Raw genomic sequence first — 24,993 nt, 5'->3', positions numbered from 1 at the left:
CCGGGTGCGGTGGGGGAGCGTGTTCAGGGGGAGGGGCGGGGGCGGCACCACAAGATCCAGTCAAGACAGCTGTCTTCGCCGGCCATCACGGCCATACTGCTGACCCAGGGGCACGCCCCACCGCCGCCCGCACCGCGGCGCGCCGTCAGCGAGCGAGGGGGAGGCACGTGACACGAGCACCGCATGTGCGCACCACGCCGACCGGGCGGCCCGCGCCGCCCGGCGCTCCGGGCGAGCGGGCCGCGCCGAACACCCCGTACGCCCCGGTCGGCACCGGCGACCCGAACCGGCCGTCCGGCGGGGGCCCGCACGGCGGCGGCGCCTCCGCCGACCCCTCCCGCACCTTCCGTCTCTCCCCTCGCGGCCCTCTCGCCGAGTTCTCCGAGCGCCTCCGTACCGCCGCCACCACGGAGCCCGGCCGCCTTCAGATCATCGGTGCCGTACTGGCCGCGCTCGTGGTCGCGTTCGGCGGGGTGGCGGCGTACGAGGTCAGCGACCGTTCCTCCGCGGCCGAGGCCGTGATCTCCCGCAGCCAGCCGCTGAGCGCGGACGCCGCCGCGATCTACCGGCTGCTCGCGGACGCGGACACGGCGGCCTCCAGCGGCTTCCTCGCCGGGGCGTTCACCGAGTCCGATCCGATGAGCAAGCGCTACCGGGCGGATCTGGCCCGCGCCTCCGAGCTGCTGACGAAGGCCGCCACGAACACCGCCGAGGGCAGTGAGTCCTTCCGTCAGATCGCGGTGATCAACGCCCAGTTGCCGGAGTACGTGGCCAATGTGAAGGCGGCCCGCGCCCACAACCGGCTGGGGCTGCCGCTCGGCGGCGCCTATCTGCGGTACGCGAACGAGCGGATGACCACGGTCATGCTGCCCGCCGCGCAGCGCCTCTACGAGGAGGAGACCGCCCGGCTCGACCGGGACGACCGGGAGGCCCGGTTCTGGCCGGTGGTGTCGGTGGTGGTCGGGCTGGCCGCCCTGGCCGCCCTGGTGTGGGCACAGCGCCGCAGCTATCTGCGGACGCACCGGATCGTCAACCACGGCCTGCTCGCCGCGACGGCCGCCGCCGTGGTGGTGCTGCTGTGGCTGGTCGTGGCCCACTCGGTGGCCCGTACGGGGCTCAGTGAGGCCCGCTCCGACGGCCAGCGCTCGCTGAAGGTCCTCAACGACGCCCGGATCAGCGCGCTGAAGGCACGTGCCAACGAGAACCTGGTACTGGTGGCCCGGGGCGCGGTGCTCACCGAGGACGGCAGGAGCGACCGCTACGAGACGGAGTTCCAGGCGGGCGTCCTCTCCCTGCGGAAGGCGCTGAGCAAGGCCACGGCCTACGCCGACGACACGCCGGGCAGCGCTCCGCTGACGGTCGCGGCCCGTGCGATGGACCTCTGGATCGTCCGCCACTCGCTGGCCAGCGTCATGGACAAGGACGGCGACTACGAGGGCGCCCTGGCGAAGGTCATCGGCGGCACGAGACACGAGCCCACCGAGGAGGCGTTCGAACGCGTGGACAAGGCCCTGGGGGAGGCCCTCGCGCATGAGCAGAAGGAGTTCACCCGGGCCGCCGAGGACGCGCGGGGCACCCTGACCGGGCTGGCGACCGGAGCCGCCGCGCTCGGGCTGCTCGGCGCGGTGGGGGCCGTCTCCGGGATCAACCGCAGGCTGTCGGAGTACCGATGACACGCGGGGGACGATCCCGGGCCGCCGGAGTCACGGCGCCGCGAGTGGCACGACCGCGTGAAGCCGGAGTCTTGAGGACCCGAGAGGCACGGCCACGGACAGCCGACGTCACGACGACGCGAGGGGAGACGGCGCGATGACCGACGACGACCGGACCCGTGCCCTGGACACCCGGCACCCCGCGACCAGCGCGATCAGCGCGCCCCGCCCACGCGGCCCACGCGGCTGGGGCGGGGTGATCGCCATGGCCGCCGTCTGCGGCCTCACCGCCGCCAGCACCGTCCTGCCGCTCTCCCGGGGCGCGGCCACCGACACGTTCGGGGCCGGCAGCGCCCCCGCCTCCCGGGCCGAGGCGCCGCCGGAGCCACGGGCCTGCACGGCGCCGGAGACCTCGCTGCGCCCCTCCCCCGCCGACGGGCCGACCATCAAGGAGATCAAGGCCCGCACCAAGCTGATCGTCGGCGTCGACCAGAACAGCTACCGCTGGGGCTACCGCGACCCCTCCACCCGTGAGCTGAAGGGCTTCGACATCGATCTCGCCCGCGCCATCGCGGAGGACATCCTCGGCAGCCGGGACGACGTCATCTTCCGGGCCATCCCCACCAACCAGCGCATCCCCGCCCTCAACAGCGGCACGGTCGACATCGTCGTCCGGACCATGACGATCAACTGCGACCGGATCAAGCTGGTCGACTTCTCGACCGCGTACTTCCAGTCGGGCCAGCAGGTGCTGGCCCCCAAGTCGGCGAGGATCACCGGGTACGACCCCTCGCTGAAGGGCAAGCGGGTCTGCTCGGCGGAGGGCTCGACGGCCTATGACGCCCTGGAGCGCAACTCGTTCGGCGCGGTCTTCCGGGACACCCACGACGACACCCCCCGGGACGAGGACATCCTCACCGTGCCCAACCAGCTCGACTGTCTGGTGCGGCTCCAGAACGGCCTGGTGGACGCCGTCGTCACCGACAGCGCCCTCGCGGCGGGCCAGGCCGCCCAGGACCCCTCGGTCGAGCTGAAGGGCGAGCGGCCGTTCACCACCGAGTTCTACGGGGTGGCGGTCAAACAGGGCAAGGACGACCTGGTGCGGCGGATCAACCATGTGCTGGAGCGGTACCGGGCGGGTCCGTGGCTCGCCGCCTACCGCACCTGGCTGAAGGCCGACATGCCCGGGATATCCGGCCCGCCCAAGCCCAAGTACCACAAGGGCTGACGGTCACGAGAGACCCGGCGGAAGAGAACGTCACAGAACACGAGAGAGCGCAAGGGAACACGGGAGAACGGAAGAGAGAGGTGATCGATGGGCGTCGCGGGACCGTTCCCCGGCTCCGGCGGTAGGGCACCGGGTCCGGCGATGGACCGGGACGAGGTCGACCGGGCGCTGGCACGGCTGGGCGCCGAGCACGAGGCGATCGAGTCGTCCCTGCTCGCCCTCCAGGACCACGCCGGACGCAGACTCCTGGAGGGTGCCGAGCTGACCGGGGTCACCCGGGACCGCTGGGCCTCGACCGAGCAGGCGATCTCGCTGCTCTGGGCCTACTTCGACGCGTACACGGGCGCGCTGCGGGAGATCCGCGAGCTGCGTTCGCGCCGCCGCTGGTCGAGCCGGGAGGATCTGGTGGAGCTCACCGACCGGCTGCGGGGCCCCAGCGTGACCGTCGCCAACGGCGCCCCCCAGCTGATGTCACCGGCCACCGGCCCCGCCCGGCTCTCCGAGCGCTTCACCCTGGAGGCGCTGGTCGAGCGGATGAACGGGCTGTACGCGGCCTCGCTGGACATGGTGGTGACGGCGGACGCGGTCTGGTCGGCGCTGCCCGCGCGGATAGACCTGCTCTCGGCCGAGCTCCAGCGCACCCGTCAGCTCGCCCACTCGGTGGGGGTCAGGCCCGGTGAGCACCCGGCCGGGGACGAACTGGCCTCGATCACCGCGGAACTGCTGACGCTCCGGGCGCAGGTGGTCTCCGACCCGCTGGCGTTCTGGCGTCCCGCGCCGGGCAGTTCGGCGCCCGGCGGGGGCCGTCCCGACACCGACCGCTATGACCGGGCGGCGCGGGCGCTGGAGGACATCCGGCGGGAGATCGAGGCGGTGCTCCGGGTCCGCCAGGACTCCGAGGAGCGGCTGGTCAAGCTGCGGGACCTGCTCTCCCGCGCCGACCGCACCCTCACCGAGGCCCGGTCCGCGCGGGGCGAGGTGCTGGCGAAGATCGCCGCGACCGAGGTGCCCGCCGTCAGCGGGCCGCCGCTCGCCCTCCAGGAGCGGCTGGCCACGGCCGCCGAGTACCGCAGGCACTCCCAGTGGCACCGCCTCTCACCGCTGCTGGAGGCGCTGGAGCGGGAGGCGGAGGAGGAGTTGCTGCGGGCGCGGGAGTCGCTGACCGCCGTCACGGCGCCGCTCGCGGTCCGCGCCGAACTGCGCGGACGGCTCGACGCGTACAAGGCGAAGGTCGCCCGGCTCGGACTGGCCGGGGACCCGCTGCTGAGCGAGCGGTACGACCTGGCCCGGCGGATGCTGTGGAGCGCGCCCTGCGATCTGCGCGTGGCCGAGCAGGCGGTGCTGCGCTATCAGCACGCGGCGGCGGAGGCCCTGGCCCACCAGGGCGGACCACCCGGACCCACCGACCCCAGGGGGTAGGCGTGAGCGATCGAACCGGCTGCCAGCGGCCCACATGCGAGGGCTCGTACGAGGACATGGGTGACGGCGGGCTGTACTGCGACACCTGCGGTCTGGCCCCCGTCGTCGCGGTGAACGGCACGGGCGGCGGCCCCGGGCCCGGACCGGCCGCGCCGGGCGGCGCGGGGCCCGCGCACGGTTCGTCGCGTCACTCCGGGAACTCGTCAGGGGGCGCGGGCGGCTCGGGCGGCGCGGGCTCGTCAGGAGGCGCGGGCCCGGCGAGTGGATCCGGGGGATCCGGAGGCGGCACCGCCCGTTCCTCCACCTCCCGCCGCTCGGTGTCGGGACGGCTCTCCCGGGCCCGTCCCGGCGCCACCGCCCGTGCCGTGGCGGTCCGCGCCACCGGCTCCACCGGCGGCGGCCCGGCCCGCAAGCGGCTGGGCTCGGGGCTGGTGACGGTTCCCGAGGTGCCGCGCCCCAATCCGCGTGCGGCCGTGATGCGCTCCCCCGAGGTGCCCGAGCGCAAGCGGTTCTGCTCCCGTTCCGACTGCGCGGCCCCGGTGGGCCGGGCCCGGGGGGAGCGCCCGGGGCGTACGGAGGGGTTCTGCACCTCCTGCGGCCATCCGTACTCCTTCGTACCGAAACTGGTGGAAGGCGACATCGTCCGGGGGCAGTACCAGGTCATCGGGTGTCTGGCCCATGGCGGCCTCGGCTGGATCTATCTGGCGGTGGACCGGGCCGTCGCCGACCGCTGGGTGGTGCTGAAGGGCCTGCTCGACACCGGGGACCAGGACGCGATGGCCGCCGCCATCGCCGAGCGGCGCTTCCTCGCCGAGATCGAGCACTCCAACATCGTCCGCATCTACAACTTCGTGGAACACCTCGACCAGCGCACGGGCTCCCTCGACGGCTACATCGTGATGGAGTACGTCGGCGGCAAGTCGCTCAAACAGCTGGCCGGCGAGCGCCGGGGCCCGGACGGCAGGCGGATACCCCTGCCGGTGGAACAGGCGTGCGCGTACGGCATCGAGGCGCTGGAGGCGCTGGGCCATCTGCACAGCAGAAACCTGCTGTACTGCGACTTCAAGGTCGACAACGCGATACAGCAGGAGAACCAGCTCAAGCTCATCGACATGGGCGCGGTCCGGCGGGCCGACGACACCGAGTCCGCCATCTTCGGCACCGTGGGCTACCAGGCCCCCGAGGTGGCCGAGGTCGGGCCGTCGGTCGCCTCCGACCTCTACACGGTGGCGCGCACCCTGGCCGTGCTGACCTTCGACTTCCAGGGCTACACCAATGTGTTCGCCGAGTCGCTGCCCGATCCGGAGCATATCGAGGTGTTCCGTACCTACGAGTCGTTCTACCGGCTGCTGGTCCGGGCGACGGACCCGCATCCGGAGCGCCGGTTCGCCTCGGCCGAGGAGATGTCGGAGCAGCTGACGGGTGTGCTGCGGGAGGTGGTGGCGCTCCAGACGGGACGTCCGCGCCCGTCGCTGTCCTCTCTCTTCTGGCCGGAACTGCGCGTGACGGACACCGAGTTGTTCACGGAACTGAACGGCGAGGTGTCGGCGCTGGGCACCCGCCCCGCGCGCGGCTGGTGGCGGGCGCGCGGCGGCGGGACGACGGCCGTCCCCACGGCGGGCACGGAAAGCGCGGCCCGTCTCACCCCTCATCTGGTGGAACTGGACCCGCCCTCCGTCGCGCTGGCGCTGCCGCTGCCCCGGGTCGACCCGCATGACCCCAACTCCGGCTTCCTGGCGTCCCTGCTGGCCACCGCCCCCTCCGAACTGATCACCGCCCTGGCCACCGGCCCCACGCCCACGATCGAGACCCGGCTGCGCGAACTCCGTGCCCGCCTGGAACTACGGGAGGTCGCGGCGGCCACGCGGGCGCTGGAGACCCTGGAGGAGCGGCACCCCGACGACTGGCGGGTGATCTGGCACCGGGGTCTGGCCTCGCTGGTCCACCGGGACTTCGAGACGGCCGCGCTCTCCTTCGAGGCGGTCTACGACGCCTTCCCCGGCGAACCGGCGCCCAAGCTGGCGCTCGGTGTCTGCGCCGAGGTGCTGGGCCAGCTGGACAACGCGGCCGAGTACTACCGGCTGGTATGGGCGACCGATCCCGGTTTCGTCAGCGCGGCGTTCGGGCTGGCGCGGGTGCGGCTCGCGGCGGGCGACCGTGCCGGGGCCGTGCGGGCGCTGGAGTCGGTGCCGGAGTCGTCGATCCACTTCACGGCGGCGCGGGTGGCCGCGGTCCGGGCGCGGCTGCGGCGGCGCGCGGCGCGCGAGGCCCTGATCACCGATCTGGCCGCCGCCGCGGCCCAGGTGGACGCGTTGGAGGGGGTCGGTCTCGACGCCCAGCGCCGGGAGCTGCTGTCGACCGAGGTGCTCGGCGCCGCGCTGGACTGGGTACTCTCCGGTAGTCCCGGAGACACCTCGATCGTTCCGGACCCGTCGGGCGCGGCACATCCCGGCGCGGCGCCCGCCACGGCGCCCGTTCCGGCCGTGCTGCTCGGCAGCGAACTGGACGAGCGGGGGCTGCGCTTCGGGCTGGAACGCTCCTTCCGGGTACTCGCCCGGCTCGCCCAGCGGGGCGAGGAGCGGATGGACCTGGTGGAGCGCGCCAACCGCTTCCGCCCCCGGACGTGGGTGTGATTGATGTCCTCGCAGACGCACCAGCCTGCCGCCTGGCCGTTGTGCCCGAGCTGCTCCGAGCCGTTGGAGGAGGGGGACCGCTACTGCGGCGCGTGCGGACACGATCTGTCGACCGTGCCCCCACCGCCGGGCGGTGACCGGCCGACCCTCCCCATCGGCCATCCCCTCGGGCCGCCGCCCGGGAACCCGCTGACCGACCGGGCGCCGGAGTACGCCTCCGGCTGGCCGGGTACCGCCCCGGCCGAACCGGCTCCGGTTCCGCAGGCGCCCGGTGCCCCCTTCCCGGGCACCGTGGCCACACCGCACCCGGCCCCGGTCTACGCGCGGGAGACACCTCCGGGCGGGTACGCGGTCCATGACCACCCGCCGGGCCCGTTCCCCCCGTCCGGGCCGCCGGGTGACCCGCGTGGCCTGCCGTACCCGCCGCCCCCGGCCGCCGACTCCGGGACCGGGGCGTACGGCCCCGGGGCCTACGGATCCGGGGACGCCGATGCGCCGCCGCTGCCTCCCCGTACCGACCCCCGCGCCGCGGAACCGGCGTACGCGGGGTACGGGTGGAAGGTGTGCGTGGCGTGCCGCACGGGACGCGTGGACACCGACGGGTACTGCGAGAACTGCGGCCACGCCCAGCCCCGCGAACGGGACCACATGGAACAGGAACTGGGCGCCGTCGCCGCCGTCAGCGACCGCGGGCTGCGCCACCACCGCAACGAGGACGCGTTCGCCGTGTCGAACACCTCCCTGCCCGACGGGTCCCCCGCCGTCATCGCCGTCGTCAGCGACGGGGTCTCCTCGGCGACCCGGCCCGACGAGGCGTCACAGGCCGCCGTCCGGGCCGCCAACGAGGTGCTGCTGGACGCGCTGCCGCGCGGGGTCCACCCCCAGCGGGCGATGCGGGAGGCGATCGTGGCGGCCGGGACAGCGGTGAACGCGCTGGCGGGCCGTGACCCGCTCGACGACTCCCTGGACAGCTCCCCGCGCCAGCTCAACGCGCCCGCCTGCACCATCGTCGGCGCGGTCTCGGCGGGCGGCCTGCTGACGGTCGGCTGGGTCGGTGACAGCCGGGTGTACTGGGTGCCCGAGGACCGGACCGTGGGCGCGGCGCGGCTGACGGAGGACGACTCGTGGGCGGCGCAGATGGTGGCCGCCGGGCTGATGGGCGAGGCCGAGGCGTACGCGGACGAGCGGGCGCACGCCATCACCGGCTGGCTCGGCGCCGACGCGTACGAACTCGACCCGCACACGGCCGTGTTCCAGCCCGACCACCCCGGGGTGGTCGTGGTCTGCACCGACGGGCTGTGGAACTACGCGGAGGGCGCCGAGGAGATGGCGCGGGCCATCCCCGCGGACGCCGCCGACCGTCCCCTGCACTGTGCGCAGGTCCTCGTCGGCCACGCGCTGGACGGCGGTGGCCACGACAACGTAACGGTGGCCGTGGTGCCGTTCGCCGTGGCGCGGCAGGGGGCAGGATCGGCCTACGACGCCCAGCACCGGGTGTGAGTCCGTGGTCCCGCGTCCGTCCGTCGCCCGTGCGGGCCGCCGACCCGCGCGGGCGTCCCGGCCGGGGCGGGCGTACCCGTCGTACAGATCGCGCCGGTGGTCCTGGTCACGCCGACCGGTCCGGTCCCACGGGCCGGTCGCGTTCCCACCCCCGTACAGGCCACGCGGACCACGCAGTCCGTACGGACCGCAACGGTCAGCCCGTCCCTACGCGTCGTACCGGTCGTACGCGTCCTATCGGCCGTACGGGCCCCACCGGCCGGCGCGGCCGTCCGGGCCGTACCGGCCGGGTCCCCCGTCCCCCAGGTCGCGCCGGTCGGTCGGGTCGTACCGATCGGCGGGGCCACCGAGACCACCCAGGTCGAAGAGAGCGACCAGACCGGCGCGATCGGCCCGATCGCCCGGCCGCCCGGTCGCCTGACCTCCCGAGCGGAGCGCCCAGTCCCCGGCGCTGAGCACTCAAGGAGCCGAAGCGATGGCCAATTTCTCCAAGTCCCACGTGCCCCAGTTCTCCGTCGAGGTGTACCAGAACGAGTTCCTGCCGGAGGGCGGCCGTGAGGTGAGCGCCATCGTGACCGTCTCCGCCACCGGCGGCGGCACCACCGGCGGACTGCCGCTGGGCGGCCGCGCGGGCGCGCCCTCGGACCTGCCCCACCCGCCCCCGGGCGCGGGCGCGGCCGTGGTGGTCATGGTCGACTGTTCGGGGTCGATGGAGTACCCGCCGACCAAGATGCGCCACGCCCGGGACGCCACCGCCGCCGCCATCGCGACCCTGCGCGACGGGACCGAGTTCGCCGTGGTGTCCGGGACCCATCTGGCCGGGGAGGTCTATCCCGGCGGCGGGCGGCTCGCCATCGCCGACGAGAGCACCCGGGCCCAGGCGAGAGCCGCGCTGGACCGGCTCTCCGCGGGCGGCGGCACCGCCATCGGGACCTGGCTGCGGCTGGCCGACCGGCTGCTGGCCCGCTCCCAGGGCGCCATCCGCCACGGCATCCTGCTCACCGACGGGCGCAACGAGCACGAGAGCCCGGAGGACCTGCGGTCCACCCTGGCCTCCGTCGAGGGCCTGTTCACCTGTGACGCGCGGGGGGTGGGCACCGACTGGGAGGTCAAGGAGGTCAACGCCATCGCCTCCGCGCTGCTGGGCAGCGCCGACATCGTCGCCGATCCGGCCGGGCTCACCGCGGACTTCACGGCCATGATGGAGAAGGTGATGGGCAAGGGCGTCGCGGACGTGGCCCTGCGGCTGTGGACACCGGTCGGCGTGGAGGTCCAGTTCGTCAAGCAGGTCGCGCCGACCGTCGAGGAGCTGACCCACCGGCGGACGGAGACCGCTCCCCGGGCCGGGGACTATCCGACCGGCTCCTGGGGCGACGAGTCCCGCGACTACCACATCAGCGTCCGGGTGCCCTCGGCGGAGATCGGGCAGGAGATGCTCGCCGCCCGTGCCTCGCTGGTGCTGCCGGGCGACGACGGCGGCGGCTCCTCCGGGGGCCTGGCCCAGGGACTGATCCGCGCGGTGTGGACGGATGACATGGCCGCGTCCACCGCCCTCAATCCCCAGGTCGCCCACTACACCGGGCAGGCCGAACTGGCGGACGCCATTCAACAGGGCCTGAATGCCCGCAAGTCAGGCGATTTCGATGGCGCGACGGCCAAACTCGGGCGCGCCGTCCAGCTCGCGGAAGCCTCCGGAAACGAGGACACGGCGAAACTCCTTTCGAAGGTGGTGGACGTCGTCGACGCGGCGACAGGTACTGTGCGACTGAAAGCGACGGTCGCGGACGCCGATGAGATGACACTCGAAACGCGGTCGACCAAGACCGTTCGCGTGAAGAAGCAGTGAAAATAGCGAGAAGACCAGAGAATGAGACGGCCCTGCGGGCCGACTTGAGGAGAGGGGGAAGCGCCGACATGCCGACCTGCCCGAACGGACACCAGTCGGGTTCCGACGACTGGTGCGAGATCTGTGGTCACCGCATGGCCGGCCCCGGCGCCCCCACGGGGTCCGTACCGCCGCCGCCGCGCTCCGGCTACGGCTACGGCTACCCGGGGCCGGGTGACGCGACCGCCGTCGCCGAGCTCTGCCCGCAGTGCCGGACCCCGCGCGAGCAGCTGGCCCCCTTCTGCGAGGAGTGCCGCTACAACTTCCTGACGCAGACGGCCACGTCGTACACGCCGATCGCGCCCGCGCCCCAGCCGCCGTCCCCCGGACCGCACCGACCGCAGGGGTTCGACCCCCAGCCGCCGGCCGGGCCCCGGGGCGGACACCAGCCGCCGCCGCTCGACCCGTACGAGTACCAGGGCTCGCGGCCCTCCCAGCTCAACCGTCCCGCGGAACCGCTGAGCGAGTCCCCGGTAGCGCCGCTGTTCCCGACCGGTCCGGGCGGGCCGGGCGGTGTCGGCGGCCCCGGGGGTCACGGCGGGCTCGGCGATCCGAACGGCCCCGGCGGTCACGGGGGACTCAGCGGACCGGGCGGGCCCGGCGGACACAGCGGACTCGGTGCGGCCGACCCCATCGGCGGCCCTCCCGGCTTCCCGCAGGGACCGGGACGGCCCGGCGCGCAGCCGCCCTCGTTCCCGCAGGGCCCCTCCGCGCCCGCCGGCCCCCAGGGCGGTGGCACGGACGACTGGACGCTCCCCCCGCCCGCCGGACCGCAGGGCGGACCGGGCACCGGGCAGGCACTGGGCGGCTTCCCGCCGCCCCCGGGCGCGGGTGGTCAGCCGTCGTACGGAGGTGCCGCGGGCGCCGGTCAGCAGCCGGGCCCCGGCCTGACCGACCCGAGGTCCACCCCGGGTCAGCTCCAGTCGGGGCCCTCGTCGTTCCAGCAGCCGCGACAGACCGGCTGGGCGGCGGTGATCGCGCCCGACCGCGAGTACTTCATGGCGATGATGCAGCGCAGCGGCCCCGACGCCTCCGGGCTCAACCTGCCCGCGTACTCCCCCGAACAGCGTCTGGTGCTCACCGGCAACCAGGTCACGATCGGCCGCCGCCGCCAGTCCACGGGCGAGGCGCCGGACATCGACCTCTCGGTGCCGCCGGAGGACCCGGGCGTCTCGCACCAGCACGCCGTGCTGGTGCAGCAGCCGGACGGCTCCTGGTCGGTGGTGGACCAGAACTCCACCAACGGCACCACGATCAACGGCTCCGAGGAGCCCATCCAGCCGTATGTGCCGGTGCCGCTGAACGACGGCGACCGCGTCCACGTCGGCGCGTGGACGACCATCACGGTCCGCCGCAACCCCTGACCGATCGGCTCCGGCGGGCCACGGTCCGCCGGAGTCCCGCCCGGCGCACGGTCATGGCCCGCCGGCCACCGCCACGGCGGGACCGCGCGTCACGGCGACTCCCCGGGGGCAGCGCGGCCGAGCGGCCAGACATAGGGCCCCTCGGGATCGTCCAGCCAGGCCCACTGACGGCGCCCGCGCACCGTGACCCCGAACCGGTCACGGGACGGGCGCCGCTCGCGTTCCCACAGCGAGCGGGCCTCCTGCGGATCGAGCCCGCCCGCGCTCAGTGTCAGCAAGAAGCGGAAGAGATCGTTCTCCAGCAGTCGGCGGGGCAGGTGTCCCCGGCGGCGCGCGGGCGGCGCCCCGCCGCCCCGCAGCGGCACGAAGTAGGCCGAGGTCCGCAGGAAGCGCCCCTCCGCGACCCGCTCCCGGCCCTCGTCCCGTACCCGCAGCCGGATCAGCCCGGTGGAGAGCGGGGCGAGGATCACCGCCCCGGGAGCGCACTGGGACAGCCAGTCATACGGAACCGAGGCGAGCGTGCACGTCACGATGATCCGGTCGAAGGGGGCACGCTCCGGGCAGCCGCGCGCGCCGTCGCCGGTGACCACGGTGGGGCGGTAGCCCGCGGCGGCGAGATGGGCGCGGGCGGAGTCGGTGATCTCGGGGTCGAGGTCGACCGTGGTCACCCGGGCGTCACCGAGCCGGTGGCACAGGAGCGCGGCGTTGTAGCCGGTGCCCGCGCCGATCTCCAGCACGGAGTCGCCGTAGCGGATCTCCAGCTCCTGAAGCATCAGCGCCATGAGGGAGGGCTGGCTGCTGGAGGAGATCAGCTCCCCGTCCCGCACCCGGGTGGCGAGCGGCCCGTCGTCGTAGGCACCGCGCAGCCAGCGTTCACGCCGGACGGGGTCGGGGTCCTCGCACCACAGGCGCTCGTATCCGCCCGTGCCGCTGACGAAGTAGTACGGGACGAACAGATGGCGGGGCACCTCCTCGAACGCCTGCCGCCAGGCGAGATCGCCCAGTCCGCCCTCGGCGACGATCCTGTGGACCATCGCCCCGCGGGCCTCGGTGGCGGGCTCGGCATACCGTTCCGGGAACGTACCCATGCCTCCACTCTCCTGCTCCCCGCGCCCCGGCGCGAGCATCCCCGCTCCCCGCGCCCCCGGACCCGGGTGCCCGCGCGTGTGCCGGGAGACACATGTGGGCCCGGACACACCTCGCGCGTGAGGCGGGGAGCGTACGGAAGGGTCCGAGCATGCGCACCGGCCCGGGGCGGTGGGTCCTAGGCCCCAGGTCCTCGGTCAGGCATCTGAGACGATGGACAGGTGAACGAGATCCCGCGCGGCACACTCCAGGAGCAGACCTTCTACGAGCAGGTCGGCGGCGAGCCCACCTTCCGCCGCCTCGTCCACCGCTTCTACCAGGGTGTGGCCGAGGACCCGCTGCTCCGGCCGATGTACCCGGAGGAGGACCTGGGCCCGGCCGAGGAGCGCTTCGCGCTCTTCCTGATGCAGTACTGGGGCGGCCCCCGCACCTACAGCGAGAACCGGGGCCACCCCCGGCTGCGGATGCGCCACGCGCCGTTCCCGGTGGACCGCGCCGCCCATGACGCCTGGCTGCGCCATATGCGCGACGCGGTCGACGAACTGGGGCTCGCCCCCGAGCTGGAACAGCAGTTGTGGAACTACCTCACCTACGCGGCCGCCTCGATGATCAACGCCGAGGGCTAGGGAGTGTCCGACTCGCTCCCCGGCGGCGCCGCCTCCGCGCCCACCCGCTCCCGCACCCAGCCGTGGAAGGCCCCGATGTGGTGCTCGCTGGGGACCAGCACCCCGCCCGCCCGGTAGGCGCGGGAGCCCATTCCGGGCTGGGTCATCTCGCAGGCGGCGAAGTCCTGGACGTTGACCCGGTGGAAGAGCTCCACCGAGCGTGACAGATCCACTCCGGACTCGATCACCTCCGGGGAGTACAACCAGTCACATTCCACCACCGTACGGTCATGGGCGGTCGGGAACATACGGTGCACGATCACATGGTCGGGCACCAGATTGATGAAGACCTGCGGCCTCACGGTGATCGCGTAATAGCGCCGGTCCTGCTCCGCCGCCAGCTCCGGCAGCCGCCCGAAGCCCGCGCCCCCGTCGACCGTGAAACCCCGCGCCCCCTCGGCGAAGGCGGCGCCGTGGCCGACGGAGGACTGCGCCGCGTAGCCACGGGCGAACTCCGGCAGTACGGCGGTCAGTTCCGGGTGGATGGTCGGGCAGTGGTAGCACTCCATAAAGTTCTCGACGATCAGCTTCCAGTTGGCCCGCACGTCATAGCGGATCCGGCGGCCGACCGCGAGGTCCTCCGCGCGGTACCGGTCGATCGCGGCGGCCTCGCCGAGCCGCTCGGCGGCCGCGCCCGGGACCGACTCCTCGAACGGGGGCGGCTCATCCGCGAGACAGAGCCAGGCGTAGCCGAGCCACTCCCGCAGCGCGACCGGCCGCAGCCCGTACCCGGCCCGGTCGAGGTCCGGCATCCGCGCCAGATGGGGCGCGGCGACCAGCGCCCCGTCCAGGTCGTAACTCCAGGCGTGGTACGGACAGCGCAGGGTGCGCCGGACCTCCCCCGCCTCCTCCGTACAGAGCCGGGCGCCCCGGTGGCGGCAGACATTGAGGAAGGCGCGCAGTCCGCCGTCCCCATGCCGGACGATCAGAATGTTCTCTCTTCCGATCATCACCGTACGGAAAGCACCTGGAGACGCCAGCTCCGAACAGCGGACGGCGCAGAACCAGAGCGATTCGAAGATCGCCTCCTGCTCCCTCGCGAAGAACTCCGGGCTGGTGTAGAGGCGGCCCGGGAGGGTGGGGATCAGACGGGGCGTGGTGGTCATGGGCGGGGCTCCCTCCCGGCGGACGTGGCCGTGGGCTCACTCCCGGCGGCCGCGGCCCTGAGGCGGCGGGGGTCGAAGAACGCGATCGGATGGCGGGTGGTGCCGTCCAGCGCCAGATCGGCGAGGATCTCGCCGACCACGGGCGTGAACTTGAAGCCATGCCCGGAGAACCCACAGGCCACGGTGGCGGCCCCGGGGTGCGCCGGATGGCCGGCGATGATGAAGTGCTCATCGGCGGTGTTGGTGTACATGCAGGTCACGGCGGTGAGATGGGTACCGGGCAGCCGGGGCAGCCGGGCGCGGACATGGTCGGCCAGCGCCCGCACCTCCGCGTCCCGGACCGTACGGTCGATGGTCTCGGGGGTGCACTCACGGCCCGCGCGGAAGAAGGCGGCCTTCACCCCGCCGCCGGGCCCGTCGATGGCGGGGAAGCCATAGGACTGGACGCCGTCGGCGTCCTCCCAGATATGGATGGGATGGCGCTCGGGCAGAAAGGGACCCACCCCTCCGTCCGGCTGGAACCAGTGCGTCACCTGGCGCTCGACCAGGAAGGCGACCCCCAGGTCCGCCAGCAGCTGCGGCGCCCACGCCCCCGGGCAGATCACCAGGTGCCCGGCGGTGTACGCGCCCCGGGCCGTGGTGACCCGTACCCCGTCGGCGGCCGCCTCCCAGCCCATGGCGGGCTCCTGGAAGCGCAGCTCGGCGCCGTGCCGGGCGGCCAGTCGCAGATGGGCGGTGACGGTGTTCTCCGGCCGCAGCAGCCCGGCGCGCGCCTCGTACAGCCCGACCTCGTCATCGGCCGGGGTCATGGTCGGGAAGCGGCGGCGGATCTCCCGCGCGTCGAGCAGCTCGTGCGGCAGGTCCCAGCGCTCGGCGGAGCGCAGCGATCCGGCGACCGTACGGGAGTCGGGCCGCCCCGCCATCAACCCCCCGCAGAGCGTGGCGATCTCCAGCCCGGTCTCCCGCTCCAGCACCTCGTACAGCTCGTAGGCGCGCAGCAGGAGCGGCACATAGGCGGGGTCCTCGAAGTACGACTGCCGGGTGATCCGGGAGCCGCCGTGGCTCGACCCCCGGTCATGCGCGGGCCCGAACCGCTCCAGCCCCAGCACCCGCGCGCCCCGCCGCGCCAGATGCGCCGCCGCGGCACTGCCCATACCGCCCAGACCGAGCACGATGACGTCATGGGGCATGAGCGGGCCTCCGGGGTCGGTGCGGGACGGGAGTACGGACGGGATGGGGCGCGCTCAGCGCCGTATGCGGTCCATGGCCGGGTCGACCAGCGGCTCCACGGCGACGGTCGCGGCCACCTTCTCGCCGAACCACTCCACCTGGACCGGGGTGCCCGGGGCGAGCGGGGGCAGCCAGGCGTAGACGACACAGCGGCCGATCGTGTACCCGTAGGCGGCGCTGGTGACATGGCCCGCGACCGTCCCTCCCACATACACGGGCTCCTTGCCGAGCACGACGGCCGACGGGTCGTCGAGGGTGAGACAGGTCAGGGAACGGGAGACGCTCCCGGGGTCGAGCGCGTCCCGGCCGGTGAACTCCCCCTTCCCCAGGCGGACGGCGAAGCCGAGCCCCGCCTCATAGGGTGAGTCCTCCGTGGTCATGTCCTGCCCCCAGGCGCGGTACCCCTTCTCCAGCCGGAGCGAGGCGAAGGCGCCCCGGCCCGCGGCGATCAGACCGAGCGGCCGGCCGGCCGCCCAGAGGGTGTCCCAGAGCCTCAGCCCCAGGTCGGCCGTGGTGTACAGCTCCCAGCCCAGCTCGCCGACATAACTGAGCCGCAGCGCGGTGACGGGCACCGCGCCGATATGGGCGCGCCGTGCGGTGAAGTAGCGGAAGGAGTGGTGGGAGAAGTCGTCCTGGGTGAGCGGCTGCACCAGATCGCGGGCGAGCGGACCCCACACCCCGATACCGCAGGTGCCGGAGGTGATGTCCACGACCCGGACCGTCCCCGGCGCCCGCCCGAGGAGCCAGTGGACGTCCGACGGCGCGTTGACGCCCAGCTGGAAGCGCTCCTCGCCGAGCCGGGTCACGGTGACATCGGAGCGGATCCCGCCGCCGTGGTCGAGCAGCAGCGCGTACGTCACCGAACCCACCGGCTTGGCCAGCTGGTTGCTGGTCACGCCCTGGAGGAAGGCCAGCGAGCCGGGCCCGCTCACCGCCACCCTGCGCAGGGGTGTCATGTCGTAGAGGGCGACCCGTTCCCGGGTGGCGCGGGCCTCGGCGCCGACGATGGGCGACCAGTGGCGGGCCGCCCAGGCGTCCCGCCGCTCGGCGCCGCCGCCCGTGACCGGACCTCCCGCCAGCAGGCCCGCGTTCGCCTCGTACCACTGCGGACGCTCCCACGCCCCGCCCTCCAGGAAGTGCGCCCCCAGCTCGCACTGGCGGACATGGAACGGGCTGACGCGCAGCGGCCGGGGCCGCCCCGGCGGCTGGAGGGGGTGGATGACGTCATAGACCTCGGTGAAGGCGCGCGCCCCGCGTTCGGCGATATAGCCGGGGGAACGCTGGGCCTCCTCGAACCGGGCGATGTCGCACTCGTGCAGATCGAGGTCGGCCCGGCCGTCGGTCATCCACTGCGCCACGGCCCGGGCGGCCCCGGCCGCATGGGTGACCCAGAGGGCCTCGGCCAGCCAGAAGCCGTCCAGTTCGGGGGCCTCCCCCAGCAGGGGGAAGCCGTCGGGGGTGAAGGAGAAGACACCGTTGAACCCGTCGGCGATCTCCACCTCCGCCAGCGCGGGCAGCAGCCGCACGGCGTCGTCCCAGCTCGCGGCGTAGTCCTCGGCGGTGAAGGCGAGGGAGGAGGGCATGACGGGGGCGTCGTCGTAGGAGGGGAGGGAGCGGGGGTCCACGGGCAGCACCCGGTGGGCGTAGGAGCCGATGCCGATCCGGTCACCGTGCTGCCGGGCGTAGAGGTCACGGTCCTGATGGCGCAGGACCGGCAGCCCGGGGCGCGGCGGCCGGGGCAGCGGGGTGGTGGTGGCGTACTGGTGGGCCAGGGGCAGCAGAGGGACGGTCACCCCGGCCATCGCCCCGATCACGGGACCCCAGAACCCGGCCGCCGAGACGACCCGTTCGGCCGGGAAGACACCCCGGTCGGTGACCACGGCGGTGACCCGGTCCCGGGTGCCGTGGTGGGGCGGTCCGGCGCCGCCCGGGGAGCTGGCGCGCTCCACACCGGTCACGGTGTGCCGGTCCAGGAAACGGGCGCCCCGCGCGAGGGCGCGCTCCCGCTGGCGGCGGGCGGCCTCCACGGCGTGCGCGATGCCGTCGTCCGGGGTGTGGAGCCCGCCGAGCACACGGTCGCGGTCGAGCGGCGGCCAGAGTTCGGCGCAGCGGCCGGGGCCGACGACCTCGGCGCGGATGCCCCAGGAGGCCGCGAGTCCCGCCTTGCGGCGCAGATCGGCCAGCCGTTCCGGGGTGGTGGCCACCTCCAGCCCGCCGACGGCGTCGAACGCGCCGAGCGCGGTGAGGGTCTCGACGGTACGGATGGCCAGCCGGCTCATCGTCCGGGACGGGTTGGTCCGGAAGACCAGCCCCGGCGCGTGCGAGGTGGACCCGCCCGGCATCGGCGATTCGCCCTGCTCCAGAACGGTGACATCGCTCCATCCCCGCGCGGTGAGTTCGGCGGCGAGCGAGCATCCGACGATGCCCGCGCCGATGATGACCACGGATGTCCTGGGCATGCCTCAACCCCCAGCGGTCGCGCTGTACACGATGGGTCGCGCGATGAGAGACAGACACATAGTGGGAACGGCCCCGGCCCACCGTCAAGGGCACGACGGGGCAGCGGTACGCAGCGGGAGGCGCCGGTTCCAGAGGCCGCGCGCGGACGCGGGAGGGACGCGGCCGCAGGGCCGTCGGCGGGTAGGGCACCCGCTCCCGGACGGCGGCCTGGGCTGGGCGAGCGGCGCCCTGGGGCATGGCGGGTCAGTGCGCTGTCACGGGGGTGACGCTGAGCCCGCCGAGGCCGTTCGTCCGCAGGGCCACGGACCCGAAGGGCGTCCTCAGCCGGAGCCAGGATCCCGCGCCCAGCAGCGCCAGCGGTACGCCGGGCCGCAGAAATCCGAGCGAGTGCGCCGCGTGCGCGGCGCGCAGCGGCAGCGCCGTACCGGCGAGGTCACGCGACCAGATCTCGCGCCCGATCCGGTCCCGTTCGGCGCGGGTGCGCCGCTCCGGCGACAGGGCCGCGTCCCGGTCGCGGAACTCGGCGACCGCCGCGGCCACCACCCCGCGCACCACGTCCACCGGGGGCAGCCCGGGCAGCTCCCGCCAGCCACCGCGCGGGGGCAGCACCCCCGCCCACGGCGGACCGGTGACCGGCTCGGGGACGGTGAAACCCGTCCCCGTCACACACTCGAGCAGCTCGCCCGCCGAGACCGTGACGTCCAGGTCGACGGGGTCGCCGAGCCGCGCCGTACGGATCGCGATGACCTCGAAGGAGGGCGGACGGCCGAAGACGGCGAGATGGGGACCCGGGCCCTCGGGGCCGCCCGCCTGGAGGCGGACGGCAGCGGCCCGGTCGTAGTGGATCAGCCGCGCGAGGAAGGCGGAGAGATCCTCCGCCTCCCTCGCGTCGGCGAGGTGCAGGCTCCGCACGGGGACGCTCATGCGACGAGGGCGTCCTCTTCCGCGCCCGTCCGCCGGGGCTCGGCCCCCTCCAGATACTCCTGGAGGTAGTGCCGCTCCTCCGCGGTGATCCGGCGCGGGCGGCCCGCCTCCAGGTCATACGGCACCACGACGGTGGAGGCCCGGACATAGACCCGCTGGGGGTCGTCCGCCTCCTTGATCTCGTACGCGATGGTGAGCGACGCGGCGCCGATCTTGGTGACCCAGGACTCGATGATCACCGGTTCATGCCGGTGGACCAGGGGGAGCTTGTAGTCGATCTCATGCCGGGCCACCACCGACCCGCCCGAGAACGACGGCGAGCCGTCCCGGGGCCTGAGCCGGAACATGAAGTCGATCCGCGCCTCCTCCAGATACCGCAGGAAGACGACGTTGTTGACATGCCCGAAGGCGTCCATGTCCGACCAGCGGAGGGGACAGTGATAGAGGTGCCGGGCCATCGCGTGCGTCTCGCTCCCCTCAGCCCCGGGTGAGCTTCTTGTACGTGGCGCGGTGCGGACGGGCCGCGTCCGGGCCGAGACGCTCGATCTTGTTCTTCTCGTAGGACTCGAAGTTGCCCTCGAACCAGAACCACTTCGAGTCGCCCTCGTACGCCAGGATGTGCGTGGCGACCCGGTCCAGGAACCAGCGGTCGTGGGAGACGACCACCGCGGCACCGGGGAACTCCAGCAGCGCGTTCTCCAGCGAGGAGAGGGTCTCGACGTCGAGGTCGTTGGTGGGCTCGTCGAGGAGCAGGAGGTTTCCGCCCTGCTTCAGCGTGAGCGCCAGGTTCAGCCGGTTGCGCTCACCGCCGGAGAGCACGCCCGCGGGCTTCTGCTGGTCCGGGCCCTTGAAACCGAAGGCGGAGACATAGGCGCGGGACGGCATCTCGACCTGGCCGACGTTGATGTAGTCCAGCTCGTCGGAGACCACGGCCCACAGCGACTTCTTCGGGTCGATGTTGGCGCGGGACTGGTCGACATAGGAGATCTTGACGGTCTCGCCGACCTTGATGGAGCCGGAGTCCGGCTGCTCCAGGCCCTGGATCATCTTGAACAGCGTGGTCTTGCCCGCGCCGTTGGGTCCGATGACACCGACGATGCCGTTACGCGGCAGGGTGAAGCTGAGGTCGTCGATGAGCAGCTTGTCGCCGAAGCCCTTGGAGAGGTTCTCGACCTCGACGACGATGCTGCCCAGCCGGGGGCCCGGCGGGATCTGGATCTCCTCGAAGTCCAGCTTCCGCATCTTGTCGGCCTCGGCGGCCATCTCCTCATAGCGCTGGAGACGGGCCTTGGACTTGGCCTGACGGCCCTTGGCGTTGGAGCGGACCCACTCCAGCTCCTCCTTGAGCCGCTTGGCGCGCTTGGCGTCCTTCTGGCCCTCGACCTTGAGACGGGTCTGCTTGGTCTCCAGGTAGGTGGAGTAGTTGCCCTCGTAACCGATGGCGCGGCCACGGTCGAGTTCGAGGATCCAGCCCGCGACGTTGTCCAGGAAGTACCGGTCGTGGGTGATCGCGACGACGGTGCCCGCGTACTTGGCGAGGTGGGCCTCCAGCCACTGGACCGACTCGGCGTCCAGGTGGTTGGTGGGCTCGTCCAGCAGCAGCAGGTCGGGGGCCTCGAGCAGCAGCTTGCAGAGCGCGACACGGCGCTTCTCGCCACCGGAGAGGTTGGTGACCTCCCAGTCGCCGGGCGGGCAGCCCAGCGCGTCCATGGCCTGCTCCAGCTGGGCGTCGAGGTCCCAGGCGTTGGCGTGGTCCAGCTCCTCCTGGAGCTTGCCCATCTCGTCGAGCAGCTCGTCGGAGTAGTCGGTCGCCATCTGCTCGGCGATCTGGTTGAAGCGGTCGAGCTTGCCCTTGATCTCCGCCACACCGTCCTGGACGTTCTCCAGCACGGTCTTGGACTCGTCCAGCGGGGGCTCCTGGAGCAGGATGCCCACGGTGTAGCCGGGCGACAGGAAGGCGTCACCGTTGGAGGGCTGCTCCAGACCGGCCATGATCTTCAGGACGGTGGACTTACCGGCGCCGTTCGGGCCGACCACACCGATCTTCGCGCCGGGCAGGAAGCTCAGCGTCACGTCATCGAGGATGACCTTGTCGCCGTGCGCCTTGCGCGTCTTGCGCATCGTGTAGATGTACTCAGCCAAGAGAAACCGTCCGGCAAGAAAGTGGGTGGGCAGAGATACACCCCATCTTGCCGTACGTCCATCCCCCGATGGAAACCGGTAAGCCCGCGCCACCCCGCTGTCTCCGCCCGGCGGCCCCACCTGCCCCCTGCCAAGACCCCGGCCCCACCGGGCCTCCCCGGGCCCTCCCCGTCCTCGCGTCGGACGCCCCCGGGCCTGGTGGGGCGGTCGACGGATGCCGGGAATGGGCGGCCCGGACGGACCGGGGCGGTCCGGGGCGGCCCCAGGGCGGAGCCGGGACGCGGAAGGGGAACGGTCGGACGGGGGCGGTCGGACGGGAACGGTCGGACGCGGCGGGGGTGCCCCGGACGGATCCTGGGGGAGTGCCCCAGCACCGGATGCGGCGGGCACACGGCGCACCTTTCCCGTCACAGCACGAGTTTCCCGTCACGGCACGAGCCGCGGCCGTCCGCGTCAGGCTGACCAGGCCACCACCTCGCCTCGCCTCACCTCGCCCCACCCTCGCCCCACGGCCAGCTGCCTTAGCCGCCCCAGCCGCCCCAGCCGCCCCAGCCACCAGCGGACGAAGGCCACTACGGCGGGAAGGCCATGAGGTCCCGAGACCCGGGTGGATCACGGCCCGATGGGCGGGATCACCGCGGGGAAGGCTTCCGGTCCCGCAGAAGGAGGACCGCCCCACCGCCGATCACCACGAGGGTGACCGCTATCCCGGCGATCATGGGCGTGGCGCGGGAGCCACCGGTCGCGGCCAGATCGGTCTCCAGGCCGACCGGGGGCCGACCGGCCGACCCGGGTATCGGCGTGGCACCGCCCGTCTGGGTACCCACGGCCGATGCCGGGGCGGCCGGGCCGGTGATCTGGCAGTCCAGCACCCCAGGGAAGGTCCGGTTCAGCCCTCCGGCACCGGAGACGGTGAGGCTGTACGTCTGATCCTCGGCGACCGGCACGGTGACCGTGGTGGACCGTCCCGCCGCCACCGTGTGCTCCGCGCCCGCCAGCTCGAAGGTGACGGGGGCCTGTCCCCGGTTCTCGGCCCGGATCTCGACGGCGCGCCGGACACAGTTCTCCCGTGCCGACAGCGCCGGGAGCGCCCCGCCCTCCGCCCAGGTCACGCTGGCGGTCGCGGAGACCGTGGCCTCGCTGGAGACCGCGAGTATCTGGGTCTGGCTGGTGCTGTCGGCGGCGGCGAAGGCCCGGCCCACCGGGACGGGTGTGGTCGCGTGCGCGGTGACCTCCGCCATGCCGTCGGGAGTCCCGGCGGGCACGGCGAGATGGACCCGGCCGCCGTCGGCCGCGGTGTCCAGGGCCTTGCCGTCGGCGTCGGTGACGCTCATCCCGCCAGCGGTGGTGGCGTCGACGGGTGGGGCGAGGGTGACCACGTCGGCGTCCGTCCGTATGGTCACCGGACCGATCCGGCCCCCAGCCCGCCCCGCGACCGCGCCCGGCTCCAGGGCGAGGGAGGCCTGCGGCTCGGGGAGGTTCACGGCCTCACGCTCCAGCCAGTCGGCGAGCTTCTCGGCCGCCGGGTCGAGCGCGTCGACGTCGGCGTTGTCCGAGTAGCGCCAGATGGCGACCTGGGTGCCCGCGGCGGCGGTGCGCTGGGTCAGCGGGCCGCTGCCCGCCCGCTTCGCCAGCGCCACCAGATCATCGACCTGGGGGTAGGAGTTCTGCAGGATCCAGCGGATCCGGCCCGCGTTCGGGTTGGTCGCCAGGGAGGTCTCCCGCCAGCCCGTCTCCTGGTAGCGGGCCTGATCCTGGGCGGGGTTGTGCATATCGACCCCGTAGGTCTTCAGACGGCCGCCACCATCCACGGTCATCTCGAAGAGCCCAGCCGATATCCCTTGGCTCTTGCCGCCCGCCCGCACGACCGCGCGGTCGAACGCGGCCATCCCGCCGAGCGTGGCCACGGCGCCACCCTGATGCCGCCCTGCCTCACCGCCGCCGCCCAGAGCGGCGGCACCGGTGGCACCGGCGAGAGAACCGCCCAGCGTGAGCCCCGACACCAGCGCCGCGGCCACGCCCCGCCGCACGGCCGAGAGCGATCGGAGCGCGGAGAGCGCAGAAGCCACAGGAGACACAGAGAACGCAGAAAACGCAGAGAACGCAGCAAACACGGACAACGCAGAGGTCATGGAGGTCGCTGGAGGCTCGGACGGCACCACGGACACCGCGGACCTCGCAGGCACCGCAGACCTCGCGGAGTCGGCGCGTTCGGCGGAGGAGGAGGGTCCAGGGAAACCAGAGAAGGAAGTGAACATTGAGAACACGGAGAACTTCACAACACAAATGTCCTCTCCGGACGAGCACGGTTCGTCGATCCCTCAGGGCCACGAGCGAGCTCCGCGTGTCGCGCGTGGCGCGTGGGGAAACTGCCTCGCCAGCAGCCTCAAGTGCCCCATGGGTATGGGGAATCCTATGGACGCCGCGCCGCGCGCTGCCCCGTCAAGCCGCCGGTTAAGCATTCCGAATCGGAATCGTTATCAGCTCAGGTGCGACCCGCACCCCTGACGCACTTCCGAATCGACAAATCTCTACAAGTGGGAGGCGGAGAGGGGGCGGTGAGCGGCGCGGAGTCCTGGCCGTGAGGCCGATGACGCGGGAACTCCCCTGTTCAGAAGGCCGGTTCGGGAACCGCTTCCGCGCCCCGCCCACCGCGTGGACCGGAGGGCTCCGCCGCCCGGCTGGATGCGCTGGCCTGACGCCGCCCTCTGCTCATACCTCCTTCCTTGCTCGCGCCTCCTCCCCTGCGCGCGCTCCCTTCCTCACCCGCACTCCCCCGGCCCCGGCCGCCACGCGGATCAGCCGGGGCCACCGGATCCGACCGGTCCAGCGGGGCTGACGGAGCCGACGGGGCCGGCGCTTCGGCCCGCGCGAGGGCAGGGAACGGACCCAGATGCGGATGCGGCCAGGCGGGCTCGGGACCGGCCGCCACGGGGTCGGGGCCCTCGAGGTCAGGGCCGCCGACGGCCGGGCCCGGCGCGTCCGGCGGAGGCGGTCCGTATCCCCAGGCCGGAGCGGGCGGGGCGGCCGCCAGGCTGGGCACCGGCCTGACCCCGCGACGGAAGGATCCCGTCCCACGGGTCAGGTCATGCCCCACCGCCACCGCCTCGATGTCCACATACGTACGGCGCTGACCGTCCCCGCCGTGCTCCCCCTGCTGTTCCCTGACCCGCAGCTTCCCGTGAACCACCAGCGGGTCCCCCATCACCACCGACGCCATCACATTCACCGCGAGGGCGCGCCAGGCCACCACCGTGTAGAAACTGGTGGGCCCATTGGCCCAGCCCTCCTGCTGGCGGTCCCAGCGCCGGGGTGTCGTGGCGATACGGAAACGCACCATCCCGCCCGAACCCGTCTCGCGGTACTCCACATCCGTGGCGACATTGCCCACCACGGTCACCATCGTCTCGGTCATGACGACCACCTCCCCCTCGGCCACACGGCCGGTCGGTCACGGGCCGATCCCCGCCGACCCGTTCCCCATGCTGCCCCCGTCCGCCAGCCCCCGCTGAGCCCTGTGGACACCGCCTGGCCTGGGGAAAATGCCGTCACCCTGGCGAGTGAAAACCCACCCCGCGACCACCGTCCGCCCCGCACCCTCCCGCCCTGTGCTCTCCCTCCTCACCCGCCCGGGTCTCTCAGCTCCGCCCTGGACGGTCACGCCTCGACGGTCACACCCCGGTGGCCTGCCACGCCCCT

Annotated in this window: 17 protein-coding genes; 8 read left to right on the top strand and 9 right to left on the bottom strand. The window is 73.3% G+C overall.

All coding sequences use genetic code 11. The features are described 5' to 3' along the window. Positions 1-167 precede the first annotated feature (167 nt). The 7 genes from ACFVIM_RS01740 (at position 168) to ACFVIM_RS01710 (ending at position 11,681) form a co-directional block, all read left to right on the top strand. Positions 168-1,673: a hypothetical protein gene (locus tag ACFVIM_RS01740; RefSeq protein WP_384297269.1), complete on the top strand. Its 1,506-nt coding sequence runs from the start codon at positions 168-170 to the stop codon at positions 1,671-1,673. Positions 1,674-1,809: 136 nt separating this feature from the next. Beyond that, a complete protein-coding gene (locus tag ACFVIM_RS01735; protein WP_384297268.1) occupies positions 1,810-2,880 on the top strand; it encodes a glutamate ABC transporter substrate-binding protein in 1,071 nt (356 codons plus the stop codon). Positions 2,881-2,967: 87 nt separating this feature from the next. Beyond that, positions 2,968-4,299, top strand: a complete 1,332-nt coding sequence (locus tag ACFVIM_RS01730; protein WP_384297267.1) for a hypothetical protein — start codon at positions 2,968-2,970, stop codon at positions 4,297-4,299. Between the two features lie 2 nt (positions 4,300-4,301). After that, positions 4,302-6,932 (top strand): tetratricopeptide repeat protein, encoded by a 2,631-nt coding sequence (locus tag ACFVIM_RS01725; RefSeq protein ID WP_384297265.1) that lies wholly within the window; start codon positions 4,302-4,304, stop codon positions 6,930-6,932. A 3-nt stretch (positions 6,933-6,935) separates the two neighbouring features. Then, complete coding sequence (locus tag ACFVIM_RS01720) at positions 6,936-8,432, top strand: protein phosphatase 2C domain-containing protein (RefSeq protein WP_384297263.1); 1,497 nt, start codon at positions 6,936-6,938, stop codon at positions 8,430-8,432. Between the two features lie 475 nt (positions 8,433-8,907). Further along, a complete protein-coding gene (locus ACFVIM_RS01715; RefSeq protein WP_384297261.1) occupies positions 8,908-10,278 on the top strand; it encodes a VWA domain-containing protein in 1,371 nt (456 codons plus the stop codon). A gap of 68 nt (positions 10,279-10,346) precedes the next feature. After that, positions 10,347-11,681 (top strand): FHA domain-containing protein, encoded by a 1,335-nt coding sequence (locus ACFVIM_RS01710; protein ID WP_384297259.1) that lies wholly within the window; start codon positions 10,347-10,349, stop codon positions 11,679-11,681. A gap of 89 nt (positions 11,682-11,770) precedes the next feature. Here the strand turns inward: ACFVIM_RS01710 and ACFVIM_RS01705 are convergent, their stop codons facing one another. After that, positions 11,771-12,769: a methyltransferase domain-containing protein gene (locus ACFVIM_RS01705; RefSeq protein ID WP_384297257.1), complete on the bottom strand. Its 999-nt coding sequence runs from the start codon at positions 12,767-12,769 to the stop codon at positions 11,771-11,773. A gap of 219 nt (positions 12,770-12,988) precedes the next feature. Here ACFVIM_RS01705 and ACFVIM_RS01700 point away from each other — a divergent pair, with 219 nt between their 5' ends. Further along, positions 12,989-13,393 (top strand): globin, encoded by a 405-nt coding sequence (locus ACFVIM_RS01700; RefSeq protein WP_384297256.1) that lies wholly within the window; start codon positions 12,989-12,991, stop codon positions 13,391-13,393. Here the strand turns inward: ACFVIM_RS01700 and ACFVIM_RS01695 are convergent. The 8 genes from ACFVIM_RS01695 to ACFVIM_RS01660 all read right to left on the bottom strand — a co-directional run bounded on the left by ACFVIM_RS01695 (position 13,390) and on the right by ACFVIM_RS01660 (position 24,709). Beyond that, entirely contained in the window at positions 13,390-14,538 is a 1,149-nt protein-coding gene (locus ACFVIM_RS01695) for an aromatic ring-hydroxylating dioxygenase subunit alpha (RefSeq protein WP_384297254.1), read from the bottom strand. The genes ACFVIM_RS01700 and ACFVIM_RS01695 overlap by 4 nt on opposite strands. After that, a complete protein-coding gene (gene solA, locus ACFVIM_RS01690) occupies positions 14,535-15,728 on the bottom strand; it encodes an N-methyl-L-tryptophan oxidase (RefSeq protein ID WP_384297253.1) in 1,194 nt (397 codons plus the stop codon). Before solA ends, ACFVIM_RS01695 begins: the two co-directional genes overlap by 4 nt. A 54-nt stretch (positions 15,729-15,782) precedes the next feature. Next, the gene (locus ACFVIM_RS01685) at positions 15,783-18,227 is read right to left on the bottom strand and encodes an FAD-dependent oxidoreductase (RefSeq protein WP_384297251.1); all 2,445 of its coding nucleotides are present in this window, start codon (positions 18,225-18,227) and stop codon (positions 15,783-15,785) included. Positions 18,228-18,471: 244 nt separating this feature from the next. After that, positions 18,472-19,152: a hypothetical protein gene (locus ACFVIM_RS01680; protein ID WP_384297250.1), complete on the bottom strand. Its 681-nt coding sequence runs from the start codon at positions 19,150-19,152 to the stop codon at positions 18,472-18,474. Continuing rightward, positions 19,149-19,610 (bottom strand): acyl-CoA thioesterase, encoded by a 462-nt coding sequence (locus ACFVIM_RS01675; RefSeq protein WP_384297248.1) that lies wholly within the window; start codon positions 19,608-19,610, stop codon positions 19,149-19,151. The genes ACFVIM_RS01680 and ACFVIM_RS01675 overlap by 4 nt, the downstream gene beginning before the upstream one ends. A gap of 19 nt (positions 19,611-19,629) precedes the next feature. Beyond that, complete coding sequence (ettA, locus tag ACFVIM_RS01670) at positions 19,630-21,294, bottom strand: energy-dependent translational throttle protein EttA (RefSeq protein ID WP_384297246.1); 1,665 nt, start codon at positions 21,292-21,294, stop codon at positions 19,630-19,632. Positions 21,295-21,926: 632 nt separating this feature from the next. After that, positions 21,927-23,426, bottom strand: coding sequence for a TQXA domain-containing protein (locus ACFVIM_RS01665; protein ID WP_384297245.1), 1,500 nt, complete (start codon positions 23,424-23,426; stop codon positions 21,927-21,929). Positions 23,427-23,905: 479 nt separating this feature from the next. Further along, positions 23,906-24,709 (bottom strand): single-stranded DNA-binding protein, encoded by an 804-nt coding sequence (locus ACFVIM_RS01660; protein WP_384297244.1) that lies wholly within the window; start codon positions 24,707-24,709, stop codon positions 23,906-23,908. Positions 24,710-24,993 lie beyond the last annotated feature (284 nt).

The organism is Streptomyces sp. NPDC057638 (genome assembly GCF_042800315.1).
GTDB lineage: Bacteria > Actinomycetota > Actinomycetes > Streptomycetales > Streptomycetaceae > Streptomyces.
This window is presented reverse-complemented; position numbering and strand designations above follow the sequence as displayed.

Excerpts from the sequence above, each read along its gene's own strand:
- ACFVIM_RS01730 (WP_384297267.1), top strand. The coding sequence starts at position 2,968 with ATGGGCGTCGCGGGACCGTTCCCCGGCTCCGGCGGTAGGGCACCGGGT.
- ACFVIM_RS01685 (WP_384297251.1), bottom strand. The coding sequence starts at position 18,227 with ATGCCCAGGACATCCGTGGTCATCATCGGCGCGGGCATCGTCGGATGC.
- ACFVIM_RS01665 (WP_384297245.1), bottom strand. The coding sequence starts at position 23,426 with ATGACCTCTGCGTTGTCCGTGTTTGCTGCGTTCTCTGCGTTTTCTGCG.
- ACFVIM_RS01720 (WP_384297263.1), top strand. The coding sequence starts at position 6,936 with ATGTCCTCGCAGACGCACCAGCCTGCCGCCTGGCCGTTGTGCCCGAGC.
- ACFVIM_RS01735 (WP_384297268.1), top strand. The coding sequence starts at position 1,810 with ATGACCGACGACGACCGGACCCGTGCCCTGGACACCCGGCACCCCGCG.
- ACFVIM_RS01705 (WP_384297257.1), bottom strand. The coding sequence starts at position 12,769 with ATGGGTACGTTCCCGGAACGGTATGCCGAGCCCGCCACCGAGGCCCGC.
- ACFVIM_RS01660 (WP_384297244.1), bottom strand. The coding sequence starts at position 24,709 with ATGACCGAGACGATGGTGACCGTGGTGGGCAATGTCGCCACGGATGTG.
- ACFVIM_RS01675 (WP_384297248.1), bottom strand. The coding sequence starts at position 19,610 with ATGGCCCGGCACCTCTATCACTGTCCCCTCCGCTGGTCGGACATGGAC.
- ACFVIM_RS01710 (WP_384297259.1), top strand. The coding sequence starts at position 10,347 with ATGCCGACCTGCCCGAACGGACACCAGTCGGGTTCCGACGACTGGTGC.
- ACFVIM_RS01715 (WP_384297261.1), top strand. The coding sequence starts at position 8,908 with ATGGCCAATTTCTCCAAGTCCCACGTGCCCCAGTTCTCCGTCGAGGTG.
- solA (WP_384297253.1), bottom strand. The coding sequence starts at position 15,728 with ATGCCCCATGACGTCATCGTGCTCGGTCTGGGCGGTATGGGCAGTGCC.
- ACFVIM_RS01680 (WP_384297250.1), bottom strand. The coding sequence starts at position 19,152 with ATGAGCGTCCCCGTGCGGAGCCTGCACCTCGCCGACGCGAGGGAGGCG.
- ACFVIM_RS01695 (WP_384297254.1), bottom strand. The coding sequence starts at position 14,538 with ATGACCACCACGCCCCGTCTGATCCCCACCCTCCCGGGCCGCCTCTAC.